Origin of the sequence: Morganella morganii (genome assembly GCF_019242955.1) — a bacterium.
Classification (GTDB): domain Bacteria; phylum Pseudomonadota; class Gammaproteobacteria; order Enterobacterales; family Enterobacteriaceae; genus Morganella; species Morganella sibonii.
Map to the genome: position 1 here is coordinate 2,782,698 of NZ_CP066129.1, position 13,031 is coordinate 2,795,728.

General features: G+C 49.0%; 17 protein-coding genes. 12 read left to right on the plus strand and 5 right to left on the minus strand.

Features of this window, described 5'->3' with window-relative positions:
* Window positions 1-94 precede the first annotated feature (94 nt).
* The 5 genes from JC793_RS13130 to JC793_RS13150 form a co-directional block, all read right to left on the minus strand.
* The gene (locus JC793_RS13130) at window positions 95-931 is read right to left on the minus strand and encodes a macro domain-containing protein (protein ID WP_218426374.1); all 837 of its coding nucleotides are present in this window, start codon (window positions 929-931) and stop codon (window positions 95-97) included.
* 55 nt (window positions 932-986) lie between these two features.
* Complete coding sequence (locus JC793_RS13135) at window positions 987-1,541, minus strand: TIR domain-containing protein (protein WP_247717252.1); 555 nt, start codon at window positions 1,539-1,541, stop codon at window positions 987-989.
* A gap of 130 nt (window positions 1,542-1,671) precedes the next feature.
* Complete coding sequence (locus JC793_RS13140) at window positions 1,672-2,511, minus strand: TIR domain-containing protein (protein WP_218426375.1); 840 nt, start codon at window positions 2,509-2,511, stop codon at window positions 1,672-1,674.
* 826 nt (window positions 2,512-3,337) lie between these two features.
* On the minus strand, window positions 3,338-4,357 hold the full coding sequence (locus tag JC793_RS13145) for a phage portal protein (protein WP_218426376.1): 1,020 nt from the start codon (window positions 4,355-4,357) through the stop codon (window positions 3,338-3,340).
* Window positions 4,357-6,114, minus strand: coding sequence for a terminase ATPase subunit family protein (locus tag JC793_RS13150; RefSeq protein WP_218426377.1), 1,758 nt, complete (start codon window positions 6,112-6,114; stop codon window positions 4,357-4,359). Before JC793_RS13150 ends, JC793_RS13145 begins: the two co-directional genes overlap by 1 nt.
* A gap of 153 nt (window positions 6,115-6,267) precedes the next feature.
* Between JC793_RS13150 and JC793_RS13155 the strand changes: the two genes are divergently transcribed.
* The 12 genes from JC793_RS13155 (at window position 6,268) to JC793_RS13210 (ending at window position 13,030) form a co-directional block, all read left to right on the plus strand.
* Window positions 6,268-7,107 carry a GPO family capsid scaffolding protein gene (locus JC793_RS13155; RefSeq protein ID WP_218426378.1) on the plus strand — a complete coding sequence of 280 codons (840 nt, stop codon included), beginning with the start codon at window positions 6,268-6,270 and terminating at the stop codon, window positions 7,105-7,107.
* Window positions 7,108-7,138: 31 nt separating this feature from the next.
* Window positions 7,139-8,227: a phage major capsid protein, P2 family gene (locus tag JC793_RS13160; protein WP_101924432.1), complete on the plus strand. Its 1,089-nt coding sequence runs from the start codon at window positions 7,139-7,141 to the stop codon at window positions 8,225-8,227.
* Entirely contained in the window at window positions 8,227-8,940 is a 714-nt protein-coding gene (gene gpM / locus JC793_RS13165; RefSeq protein WP_218426379.1) for a phage terminase small subunit, read from the plus strand. The genes JC793_RS13160 and gpM overlap by 1 nt, the downstream gene beginning before the upstream one ends.
* A gap of 48 nt (window positions 8,941-8,988) precedes the next feature.
* The gene (locus JC793_RS13170) at window positions 8,989-9,453 is read left to right on the plus strand and encodes a head completion/stabilization protein (RefSeq protein WP_218426380.1); all 465 of its coding nucleotides are present in this window, start codon (window positions 8,989-8,991) and stop codon (window positions 9,451-9,453) included.
* A complete protein-coding gene (locus tag JC793_RS13175; protein WP_052925957.1) occupies window positions 9,450-9,653 on the plus strand; it encodes a tail protein X in 204 nt (67 codons plus the stop codon). Before JC793_RS13170 ends, JC793_RS13175 begins: the two co-directional genes overlap by 4 nt.
* A gap of 20 nt (window positions 9,654-9,673) precedes the next feature.
* Window positions 9,674-9,991 carry a phage holin, lambda family gene (locus JC793_RS13180; protein ID WP_171819740.1) on the plus strand — a complete coding sequence of 106 codons (318 nt, stop codon included), beginning with the start codon at window positions 9,674-9,676 and terminating at the stop codon, window positions 9,989-9,991.
* 3 nt (window positions 9,992-9,994) lie between these two features.
* Window positions 9,995-10,420, plus strand: a complete 426-nt coding sequence (locus tag JC793_RS13185) for a structural protein (protein ID WP_218426381.1) — start codon at window positions 9,995-9,997, stop codon at window positions 10,418-10,420.
* A complete protein-coding gene (locus tag JC793_RS13190) occupies window positions 10,417-10,965 on the plus strand; it encodes a DUF2570 domain-containing protein (RefSeq protein WP_218426382.1) in 549 nt (182 codons plus the stop codon). Before JC793_RS13185 ends, JC793_RS13190 begins: the two co-directional genes overlap by 4 nt.
* On the plus strand, window positions 10,943-11,380 hold the full coding sequence (locus tag JC793_RS13195) for a phage tail protein (RefSeq protein ID WP_218426383.1): 438 nt from the start codon (window positions 10,943-10,945) through the stop codon (window positions 11,378-11,380). The genes JC793_RS13190 and JC793_RS13195 overlap by 23 nt, the downstream gene beginning before the upstream one ends.
* Complete coding sequence (locus JC793_RS13200) at window positions 11,367-11,984, plus strand: phage virion morphogenesis protein (protein ID WP_218426384.1); 618 nt, start codon at window positions 11,367-11,369, stop codon at window positions 11,982-11,984. Before JC793_RS13195 ends, JC793_RS13200 begins: the two co-directional genes overlap by 14 nt.
* Window positions 11,985-12,053: 69 nt before the next feature.
* Window positions 12,054-12,692: a phage baseplate assembly protein V gene (locus tag JC793_RS13205; protein ID WP_218426385.1), complete on the plus strand. Its 639-nt coding sequence runs from the start codon at window positions 12,054-12,056 to the stop codon at window positions 12,690-12,692.
* Entirely contained in the window at window positions 12,689-13,030 is a 342-nt protein-coding gene (locus JC793_RS13210; protein WP_218426386.1) for a GPW/gp25 family protein, read from the plus strand. Before JC793_RS13205 ends, JC793_RS13210 begins: the two co-directional genes overlap by 4 nt.
* Window position 13,031 lies beyond the last annotated feature (1 nt).

Here is a 13,031-nt window from a genome sequence, read left to right on the forward strand (position 1 = left end):
TATCTAATGCTATAATTTTACTCATATAGAAAACAACGATAAAATTATAAAAAAACGCATGCAATCACATTGACAACATGCATCATTAATTAAACTACAAACCATTCCTAGCTATCTTTAGCTCTAAAAGATTTACTTTTTCTATTTTATCTTCGTGTATCATTATTGTTAATTTTGCTGGGTGTTTAAATCTCATCTCACTTATTCTGAAAGTCCATAGCATTATCTTCAATAAATCTTGTTCATCAATAGCCTTATGGCCTTTTATTCTAGTAAGCCCAGACCCAAATATAGGTACAGAAACACTTTTTAGTGCATAAACACGATTTATTTTATCCCAGAAATTTATCAAAAATTCTAAATACTCGGGCATGGTGAGATGAGCTTCATTGTATTTATTAAATTTAGAGAGCGCAGTAAGAATGTAATCACCATAAACACATATAGTACCAACTTCAAATTTTTGTTTTTTCCCCTCATCTCTATCTATATTAAATTCCTTTATCTCATTAGTATCAAATTTATAATTACTTATATAAGCATCTAATTCACTCACTGTGCAATCAATATGGTTTTTAATAAAACACCCATTAAGGCTAGCCTCAGCAATAATTCGTCCATCAACTTGAGTATCAAAGTATTCATTAAATGGAATAACCTTAAGTTCTTCTTGCTCAAAAATATCTCCTGTTTTAATAACAACTTTACTCTCATCGATTGTTAAAGTGATTTCTCGTAAATTGTTAGCTTTACACCAAAGATAAATATACCCAATGAAAAGCACTATAATGCATCCCACTCCCGTCATGATTTTATTATCTGTGGGAATATCAACAAAAATCACAAAAGCACCTATAAAACCAGATAATAATGATGCATATCCTTTAAACTCATTAAAAACCTGTCTATTACAAAAACTGACCTTAGCCATTAGTACTCCTATAATAATCTAAACCGGAAACTCTACAGAGAAAACTTAAATTATGTTATACTGGATACCTAAATATGCCTGGAGAAACTTTTGATTTTACCATAAAATCACGATCAGAAAGCGTCAATCTAATAAGATCTTTTTTCATCGGTATGTGTATAGTGGGGACTTTATCCATAGAGTCTCTAAATATAGGTATATTAGACCATAAGTTTCTTATTTTTTGCTTTAACTTATTGTTATTCAATAAACTTTCCTTAGTTTCATAGTCAGGATATATAACAATCACAGGAAGACCCAATGTATTAATTCCGTAATCAATTTCTTCTTTCAATGCGCGAGAATTTATTGTCCTATCACTTAAAAACAAAATAATATTTTTTGAGTTTCGTAAACGCTCTCTGAGACGAGGCATCAAAGTCCGTACCCAGTCACTCCCATCACGGACATTATAAGTTGTAGCGTGTGAATTACTAAAAGGAAAAGTTGGCTCAGCCCCTTTCCACATTCTTAAGGTATTATAGTAAACAAAATCTTTGGTAGCATTAGCACCAAGAGCACTTTCGCTGAAAGGTTCTGCAACATAAAATGCACAGTAATTTCCATTCATTTTTACAATTCTCCATCATGATAAAAATATCACACTAAATAAAATTTTTATTGAACAACACTATTGCTAAATAGCGTTTAATCCACGAACACATTAATATATAAAAAATATCATAAAAAATAATCATTAATTACATCAATGAGTCATGATCAATTATATACCCAGCTGCTTTCAACTCTCTAGCCAAATCAAGTTTCCAAGCACCACGTAAGTCTAAATCAATATAAACAACACCACTAATATCATTTGGAGTTTCGACACCATTGACCAGAAGAGCTGAAACTCTAGACCTTCCTAAACGACCGATAAAATAACCATGCTCGAAAACGACATTTTGCCTAGCTCTAGCTTTTAATTCTGGATTATCAGTTTTTATTGATCCTATATCACATGGCGTATATAGAATAACTGCATAACCAATATCACTATTAGCCTCTATCTTCTCAATTATCGTACTACTTGAACTTGCTTGTTCATGTAAAATAATTGGCTCTAATCCTGCTTTATCTAAAAATCTAGCCATTTCAGATTTTGCAAAATGATCATGCCCATGTACAACGAATATCTTTTTATTATTATTTAAATTTAATGGCGTAGCTTCTTTTTTTGATGAGGACTCTATATTATCCTTTAATTCTTTGACAAGGTCTCTTGTTATATCATCAGTATAACCGTCCCCGAGTATTACATTCTCAGTAGTAATAAAAACAAAGAAATTATCTGGAACATTATCATTTGCAATTCTAGTTAATTCTGATGATTTTCTCTCAGATTTTTTTATTTTTAAAGAGCGAATATTCTCACTCTTTAAATATGCTCCGTCGATATATATTTCCTCTTTTAAAATATATGGTTTTACTACATCATTCTTAATTTCATCAAGGTCTACTCTATCGTATTCAAATAACGTTATAAATTTTTTTTTATCATCTCTATCATTCGTTTCAACAACAATATGATAATAATTCATGAAATCCCACCTTTCAATTTAAAAATCACTCACAAATAGCCTACCATAAATATATTATTGCACTACGTAAAATACAAAAAAAACAATTAAATATCTGTGATCTACACACAAAATATTTATTTTAATAACTTCTTATACGCACTTAATTGATAGTTAAAACACCACATTACCGAAGAATAAAACACAATAAAACAAAAAATAAATAACACTTTAAACTAAAAAAAACCATTAAATAGTAAATTACTCTTTAAGTCACCAACTAATGACGACCTTATATTTCACGAGTAAGATTATTGCACTAACCACCAATACTAAGGGCTTACAGTTTCTGTTTTCAGTACAAAACTGACCTGTTAGATTACGACATATTTTCATTCATGCGGGCTTCTGTACTAATTTATGCAAGAACCATCAAAAATTGCATGAACGGAGACTGATCGGGATCCACGTATAGCCCACATATCCAGCGGGCTTCATCAACTCCCTTGCGGGTGCATGAAAACCGATGCATTTAGTGGGCAGGCGTGGCGGGGCTACGATTGCGCGGCGGCATGTTTATCCGCTTCCCGGTTGTCGCAAATTTCCCTGGCATGGCGGCGTTAAAAACAAAAAGAGGTGGCACGGGTTATCTTTTTTCAGGTCGTCGCACAGTGCGATACAGGCGGTATAACGGATGGTTTCAGAGGGGCGAAATCCGGCAAATTCGTATTCCGGCAGCAGGTTTTGTATAATATATTGGGGCGCTATTATTATTGGTAACGCCGATCTTCATCATGTACGGACGTAAAAAAACCGCCTGCCGGCGGTTCCTGTGTTTGTATTGTGATTAATCTTCCGGCAACCGGTAATCCTCAAACCGGATCACCTCTTCGCCGCACCAGTCATTCAGCTGTTTCATCTTGGCCTGTAGCGGCATCAGTTCATTGCGGACAAACACCTTTGCTGCCTTTTCCACATCACCGAAGCCGCCGGTGTTCTGCGGCAGGATGCCCATCAGTTGCGGCGGTACGCGGTGGGCAGCCAGCATGTCATCACGGCTGACGTTCTTGATATTCAGAAATTCATCCTTGGCGGCAACTTCACTGAGCGGCATGATCTGAATCCCGTCTTTCTTCCCGTTCGGGGCATACAGGAACAGGTTGCGGAAGTTGCCGGGTCCTTTGCTGCTGCGTACCGCTTTACGGATGTTGTCGATATCACCCGGCGTTTGGGAAGAATCACTGATATACATGATGTACCCGGCGTGACTGCCGTTAAGATAATACCGGCGGCGGAACAGCGTGGCGGATTCGTTCAGCAGGGTTGACGGCAGAGCGGCCAGATATTCCGGCAGGCCGTACAGTTCCTGATTCACATCCGGTTCAATCAGGTGAAACACCGCGCCGGGTTCAAACGGGTACGGCTCACTCTCATAGCCGTATTTGGTGAACCAGTACTGATCCCCGTCAATCCCGCGCCGGGTGTATTTGGCCGGGGCGTGGTCAAACCGCAGGATGCCGCCGAGGCGGTTGTAACGGGTTTCAACGTAGGCGTTACCGAACATCAGAAAATCCAGCGCGAAACTGTCAAAGGTTTTCCGGTCTAACAGCGGGTGCGGGATAAAGGTGCTGGTCAGTATGTTACGTTTCACATAGATTGCGCTGCTGTGATGCGGTGCGGCCCGGAACGCTTTGGACAGCCCGTTAAAACTCAGCGGCGGTTCATACCAGTGCTCCATCCGGACACACTCCAGGTAATCATAAATCTCGCGGCTGTCGAGCACCGAAACCGGCTCGCCGAACGTGAACGCCTCCACGCCGCCGGTATTCTGTTGTTTATGCTGTTTGTTTTTGTTTCTGCGGCTCATTAATAAAGCTCCACGATATTATGATGTTGAGTGTTTTCACCTGTGATAGGTTCGTTATACAGGGCGTGCATTGCCGCCCAGGCGAGATCCGCATGGCTGGCGTCCTCGCTGCGGCTGGCTTCATAGGTCGGGCGGTTGCCGCTGGCGGTGGTTGAGCGGCGGATAGACATAAACGACTGAATGACGTCCCGGTCTCCGGCGTCGAACTCAAGGCGTCCGCTGTTGATGACATCCCATGCTTTCAGCACCAGGGCGTTTTTTACCGCCGGGTTATAGACGAACTCCCGCACCTGCGGGAAAAACTCCTGCACCGATTTGTAAACACCGTGGCCGATCCCGGTACTGTCGATACCGATGTATTCCACGTTATAACGTTCGGTCAGTTGTTTGATGGCTTCCGCCTGAGCGCGGAAATCCATCCCGCGCCACTGGTGGCGCTCAAGAATGCGGAACGCGCCGCCGAACATCACCGGCGGTGCGATCACCACACACCCGGCACTGTCGCCGCCCTCAGTACCTTTTGCCGGGTCATAGCCGATCCAGACAGGCCGGTGACCGTATGGCCGGTACAGTTCCGGCTGAAAGTCCTCCCACACATCCCATGAATCAACCAGGCAACTCTGCATTAGTTCCAGCGAGAAAATGGACGCGATATCGTCCACAAAGTCACACATCAGCAGGTTCTGATATTCATCCGGGCTGTATTCAAGGCGCAACTGTGCGATATCGAACAGGTCACAGCCGCCGCGTACCGCGTCTTCAACGGTGACAATCTGCCGCCACTGACCATCCTCACACAACCGGCCGTCACGTAATGCCGCATGGCTGATATCAATATCCACGTGATCAGCCTTTGCGCGGCCCCGGTTAAACAGTTTTCCTGACCAGAACGGGTACGCGCTGTGGGTCAGACTGGACGGCGTGGAAAAATAGGTCTGCCGCCATTTTTTGTGCATCGCCATGCCGGAGGCGACTTTGCGCAGTTCCTGAAATTTCGGTATCCAGAAATATTCATCCAGGTAAAGATTGCCGTGATAACTTTGTGCGGTCCGAGCATTGGTACCGAGGAAATACAGGGTGGCACCGTTCGGCAAAACAATCGGGTCGCCTTTCAGGTCAACATCGACCTCGCGGGCAATCTCAATGATGTACTGTTTGAATACATGCGCCTGTGCCTTACTGGCGGAAAGAAATATCTGATTGCGTCCGGTCAGCAGCGCATCCATAAAGGCTTCGCGGGCAAAGTAGTAGGTCGCCCCTATCTGGCGGGATTTGAGGATGTCGCGGATGCGGTTCTGCGCCCCGGCGCGGTACCAGTTTTTCTGATACTCAAACATGTTCCCCATGAAAATCTGTTCCAGCTTTTCGATCTGTTCGTCACTGAATACGTTTTTTTCCGGGGCCTTACGTTCACCGGCGTTGCGGTTCGCCAGTTTCGGGTTGAGATCGGTTTCATTGCCGCCGTTCTGATAGCGCCGGATTTTGGCGGCACGCTCCAGCTGACGGCCTAACAGGTCAATCTCTTTGTAATCCTTGCCCTCTTTGCTTTCTTTAGCGATAAGCTGGCACAGCCGCGCTTCAATAGTGAACTCCACCCGGTCAAAAGGCGTGATGTCGTCCCACTGGTCGCGGCGCTTCCAGCTGTGAATCGTTGAGGCTTTCTCACCCAGCATTTCCGCTATCCGTGCAATACGGTAGCCGCTGAAATACAGGTGCATGGCCTTTTTGCGTGAGTCAAATACGGTTATCGTTTCCATGCCGCCAGATTACTGGCCGCACTTCCCACGCGCCCTGCCGTTCTGTTGTATACCGCAGTGGTACAACAGCCTTTCATTGTTTCCGCAGCAATTCACCGGAACCATAGCCCCATCATTACTGACAATCCCGTCCTGACTGATGGAGTCATTCCCATGACAGCAAAATCAAAGCCGGTGCGTATCTGTACAGAGGGTGCCACCACTGATGGCCGCACCGTACAGCGCAGCTGGCTGACCGATATCGAAAAAAACTACGACCCGAACGTCTACGGGGCGCGCATTAATATTGATCACCTCAACATGTCCTACATGCCGAGACTGGGGGATGTCGAATCGGTGTATACCGAAGAGATTCAGGACGGTGCGCTCAAAGGAAAATTAGCCCTGTATGCCACGCTGAAACCGACAGCCGACCTGATCGAAATGAATAAAAAGCGTCAGAAAGTGTACACCTCTGCTGAAATCGCCCCGAAATTTGCGGATACCGGTTCTGCCTACCTCGTCGGGCTGGCGGTGACGGATAACCCGGCCAGCCTCGGCACGCAGATGTTGCAATTCAGTCAGAACGGCGGGGAAAGCCCGTTCTCAGATCGTAAGCAGGCGAAAGACAACGTGATCACCCTGGCGGAAGAGACATTAATTGAGTTCACCGACGAAAAACCGGAAGAGCCGAAAGTCCCGTCCCTGTTCAGCCGCATCGCCGAAACACTGAGCGGAAGAAATAAACAGGACGATGCCCGTTTTCATGATGTTCACCGGAGCGTCGAACTGATCGCCAAAGCCGTTGAAACCATTCAGACGGATGTTGCCGCACTGAAAACAACCTCACTTACGGTGGATGAACCGGAAGAACCGGCGGAACTGGACGCGTTGAAAAAAGAACTCAGTGAACTGAAAACGCAGCTGAGCCAGCAGGATAACAACGGCCATAAGCGCCCGGTGTCACTCGGCAATAACGGCACACAGCCGGAAGAACTGCTGACGGACTGCTGATCCCGGCCTCACCAAATCTGAGAAAGAGAACATGAAAAAAGAGACCCGCTTTAAATTTAACGACTACCTGATGCGACTGTCTGCACTGTATGAAGTGCCGGTTGAGGAACTGACCAGCAAGGTTGAAATCACCCCGTCAGTCGCACAGACGCTGGAAGATAACGTTCAGCAGTCTGCGGCATTCCTCGGCCTTGTGAATATTGTCCCGGTTCCGGAAAAAACAGGCCAGGTTATCGGGCTGGGCGTCGGCTCCACTATCGCCGGAACCACGGATACCACAAAAGAAGATCGCGAAGCGACCGATCCGTCTGAGATGACCGACATTGAGTATGTGTGTCAGCAGACCAACTATGACACCGCACTGACCTACCAGAAACTGGATCTGTGGGCGAAGTTCAAAGATTTTCAGCTGCGTATCCGTAATGCCATTATCCGCCGTCAGGCGCTTGACCGCATCATGATTGGCTTTAACGGTACACACCGTGCCAAAAAATCCGACCGTACTGCAAACAAAATGCTGGAAGACGTCAATATCGGCTGGCTGCAAAAGGTCCGCACCGATGCAGAAGCGCATGTAATCAGTGATGTCAGAGACGATGCCGGTAACGTGATTTCCGCCGTGATCCGCGTAGGTAAAGGCGGTGATTTCAATAACCTTGATGCACTCGTGATGAGCGCCGTTGATGAGGTTATCGACGAAGAGTACCGCGATGACACTGAACTGGTGGTTATCTGCGGGCGCAAACTGTTATCCGACAAATATTTCCCGCTGGTCAATAAAGAGCAGGAAAACAGTGAAAAACTGGCCGCTGACCTGATTATCAGCCAGAAACGCATCGGCGGGTTACAGGCCGTGCGTGCGCCGTACTTCCCGGAAAACGCCCTGTTTATCACCCGTCTGGATAACCTGTCTATTTACTGGCAGAGCGAAACCCGCCGCCGCCACATCATCGACAACCCGAAACGTGACCGGATTGAGAACTACGAATCCGTCAATGAGGCCTATGTTGTTGAGGATTATCGCGGTACCGCACTGATCGAAAACATTCAGATGCAGAACGGCACCCAAAAGCCGGACACGCCGGACACCGGTGATACAGGCAAAGAGGGCGGCGAATAATGGGCGGCAGTATTTTCCGCCGTCATGTGATGCGGGTCAGTGCGCAGCAGGATGCACAGCAGCGCAACCCGCAGACACAGACCGGCACGGCTTACACACAGATGACACTGATGATGAACGCTGACCGCCGCAGGCTGAAGCGCATCCAGTCATTTGAGCGCAAAGCTGCTGTGAAGCGGGAAATGCTGCCGAATTACGCGCCGTGGGTCGGCGGCATTCTGGCTTCCGGCAGCGGGCAGCAGGACGATGTACTGATGCGCGTGATGCTCTGGCGGATTGATGCCGGAGACTTTCACGGCGCACTGGATATTGCGGACTACGCCCTGCGCCACGGCCTGAAAATGCCGGAAAACCACACCCGGACAACCGGGTGTGCTATTGCGGAAGAAATCGCGGATATGGCGGAAAAGCTGTACGCCGCCAAAACCCCGGTACCGCTGGATGTGCTGACCCGGACCCTGAACCTGACCGGGGAAGAAGACATGCCGGATCAGGTCCGGGCAAATCTCCTGAAATGGCTGGGCTATGCACAGCGTGATGACGGGTATTTACAGCCTGCCACCTGTTCATGGTTACGGGCACTTGAATTATATGACCGTGTCGGCGTTAAGCAGGATTTGCGCCAGCTGGAAAAGCTGATCGCAAAACAGCAGGAAGAACGCGACGCGGCACAACAGAACGAGCCACAGCGCCGGGGCGGCACAGCGGAGTAGCCGACCGGCTTATCCGCTGTCCACCGCCCACCTTTTACGGGGTAACCGATGGACTTCACATCAGACAAAACAACAGACATACCGGACGAAACACTCAACAGCGGGGATTTTTTCCCGGATATCAGTCTGCGGAATTATCAGCAGTCCATGCTGACGGACGGCAAAGTGACCACAGAACGGTTACGGCACGCACTGGTCAACGCCATAACGGAAGTCAACTGCGAGCTGGCAGGCTGGAAACAGTCACAGATTGCCGCCGGGTTTGCCTCACTGGAGGCGGTACCGGCCGACCACATCAATAACGACAGTGAACTGATGCTGCTTTACCGCCGGGCGGTATACAGCGGGGCAAAAGCGACACTGACTGAGCGTTACCGCGACACTGACACCACCGACAGCGGCGAAAAGAAAGCCGCCGCCCTGAGTGAAACGGTGGATGACCTGCACCGTGATATGCAGTGGGCTATCCAGCGTATCAAAGGTGAATCGCACAACATCTGTGAACTGATATGAACGTCTTTGCGTTACAGGGGGAAACCCTTGATGCCCTGTGCTTCCGGGTGCTCGGGCAGACGGCCGGTGTCGTTGAACGGACACTGGAACTGAACCCGGGGCTTGCCGGTCACGGTGCCGTGTTACCGCACGGGACACCGGTTGAGCTGCCGGATGTGGCGGAGCAGCCGCAAAAAACAATGATCCGGCTTTGGGATTAATAACACCTCCACAAAGGGGGATGGGTATGAAAACGATGAAAGAACACTGGGCTGACATTCTCGACACACTCAAAAACGCCTGGCCGCAGCTGTCCGGCGTGGCGATAGCTATTTTCATCCGCTATGCGTGCCTGATTTATGATGGTGACACCCGTAAAAACAAGTGGGCTGAATGCCTGCTGTGCGGTGCGCTGTCATGGGCGATTATCAGCGGCGCGGAGTTTATAGGTATTCCGAACGGTGCCAGCGGCATGATTGGCGGTGCGGTCGGGTTTTTAGGTGTTGAGAAGATACGCGACATTGCACACCGCATGATTAATAAACGACTGGGAGACTGATTCATGTCACGAGGTATCCGAAATAATAATCCGGGCAATATCCGGCACAGTAAATCGAAATGGCAGGGTTTGGCCGGTGTACAGACTGACAGTCAGTTTTGTACGTTTATTTCGCCTGAATATGGCCTCCGTGCCCTGATGAAACTGTTACGCACCTACTCAAAATACCAGGGAAAACCGGGGATGGGATGCGGAAAAATTGATACCGTGGAAGAGATTATCGAACGCTGGGCACCGGCTGCGGATAATAATCACACTGAAAACTATATTACCCGCGTCTGTAAAGAGACCGGCTTCCGCCGTGATGTCTGTTTAGATCTGCACGACAAAAACACCACTGTCGCGATGGCAAAGGCCATCATTCAGGTCGAAAATGCCTCACAACCATACGCCGATGCTGTATTTGAAAAGGCGTACGCACTGTTATGACCACCAAAGCCCGCATTATCACGCTGTTATTCAGCCTGCTGATTGCGGGCTTATTATCATTCAGCCTGAAGCATTACTACGACAAAGCCGGACGGCTGGCCGGTGAAAACGCTGCGCTGAAAAAAGACCTCGACCGGCAGGCCGGGATTATCGCCGCGCAGTCATTTGAATTTAACCGCTTTAACCGGATAGCGCAGGCGGCAACGCAGAATAACATCACGCAGCGTGCCGCCTCGGAGGAGCGCCAGATTGAATACCGCACCATTCTTAAAAACACGCCGACCTGTGGTCTGCCTGTGCCTCACGCTGTTTCTGACGGCCTGCTCCGCGACACGCACCGTCTACGTGCCCGCACAATGCACCCCGCTTCCGGACTCGCTGACAAAACCGGTGCCGCCGTCCCTGCCGCCCGGACTCTGACTTACTGCGAACTGCCGTTGTGGATTGATTTGCTGATCGCGGATCTGGATGAGGCAAACACGCAACTGGACGGCATCCGCGCCGCCGAAAAGGCAAGACAGCATGAACAAACTCAACAGCATTAAAGACACCCTGTGCCGGAAGATTCCGTACCTGAAAGAGAACCCGGAAAAACTGTATCTGTTCGTGGATGACGGCGGCATTTTTGCCACCAATGAACCGTCGCTCTCCTACGAATACATTTACAGCCTGAATATTATTCTTGAAGCCTTTCCCGGTGATCAGAATATTGTGTTTGCCGTGATGGTCGAATGGGTAAAACAGCACCAGCCGGATATTCTCGCCAACCCGGACAAACGCGCCAACGGTATACGCTTTGAGGCTGATATTCTCAACAGTCAGACCGCCAACATCAGCATTGACCTGAAGCTGACAGAGCGAATTATTGTTTCTGTACAGGACGGCGCGTATCGCGTTGAAGCGGTGCCGGAGCCGGAAAACCCGATGGACAGCTGGGAATACCTGAATGTCAGAAAATAGTCTTGATGCCCTGAATCATGAACTCGCCGGGCTGCTGGCCCGGGTCAGTCCTGCCGAACGGAAAAAGCTGTCACGGGCGATTGTCCGTGATCTGCGCAAAAGCCATATAGCCCGCATCCGTGAACAGAAAAACCCGGACGGCAGCGCCTATACCCGGCGTAAGGCACAATTTATTACCGTACAGCGGGAAATGCGTTTTATCTGGCGCGGGCGCGAACGGCGGCTGAAGAACTGGCAGCAGAACAAGCGTCTGATCACCGGCACTGACATTGATAAGAATGCGCAGCGCTCATTCCGCAAAGGTGATATTCAGCGGTTCACGGCCATTAAAAAAGACAGGATAAAAGTCAAAGGTAAAAGCAAACAGACCCGCATGTTTAAACGCCTGGCAACCGTCCGTTATATGCGCGTGTTCTCCAATGAAAACGAGGCGGCGATCTTCTTTGCCCCTGCCGCCGCTAACATTGCCGCAGTACACCAGTTCGGTCAGAAAGAACGGTTACGCAACCTTGATATTCAGTATCCGCAGCGTGAACTGCTGGGCTTCTCGCCGGATGATGCCCGGCGGATTGAAGCGGCCATTATCGACTTCCTCGCATCCTGATGTTGTATCTGACGGACATACAACACGGAGCCGGTGCATTAATCCCCGGTTCGGTGGCAGGCTGTCCCCATGAGCGCAAACACCCAAATCGCGGAACTCTTCCGCCTGATCAGAAATATTATCCGAACCGGCGTTGTCACCGCTGTTAAGGCCGGTCGCGGCTGTCGTGTGCAGACCGGCGATCTGGAAACAGACTGGTTGCCGGTTGTGACACTGCGTGCCGGAACCGCCCGCAGCAGTTGGATGCCGTCTGTCGGTGAACAGGTGGTGATCCTCTCTGTCGGCGGCGAACTGACCACGGCGGTTGTGCTGCCGGGAATTTTTTCTGATGAGCATAGCGAACCGACCACCTCACTGACGGCAAACCACGTTACCTACCCTGACGGCGCGGTTATCGAGTACGAACCGGAGACCGGCGCACTGATTGCGACCGGCATCAAAACCGCATTAATTGAGGCCGGAGAAAGTATCACAGCGACCTCGCCGGTCGTGATTGTGAATGCCAGTGAAAATATCCGGTTTATCACCCCGACTGTTATCTGCTCTGACAACCTGACCTGCGCCACGCTGAACGTAATGAAAGGCGGCGAGATGACCGGCAGCTTTAAACACACTGGTGGGACATTCTCCTCAAACGGCGTGGTGATTGATAAACATAACCACGGCGGCGTAGAGCGCGGCGGAAGCCGGACGGATGGTCCGCAATGAAATATTACGGATTTAACGCCCTGACCGGCAGCGGTATCACCGATATTGAGCATCTCCGCCAGTCGGTGCGCGACATTCTGATGACGCCGGTCGGTTCCCGTATTGCCCGGCGCACCTACGGAACCCTGCTGTTCCGCCTGACTGATCAGCCGGATAACAAAGCGCTGCGGCTGCAACTGATGTCTGCCTGCTATTCCGCCCTGCTGCGTTGGGAACCGCGGATTCAGATTCAGCAACTGACAATTTCGTCCCCGCAGCCGGGCAGCATTGTGATCGACCTGTCCGGGGTGTACGCCGGAACCGGCCAGCCGTTTTCATTTTCCGTGCCACTGAGGTAAT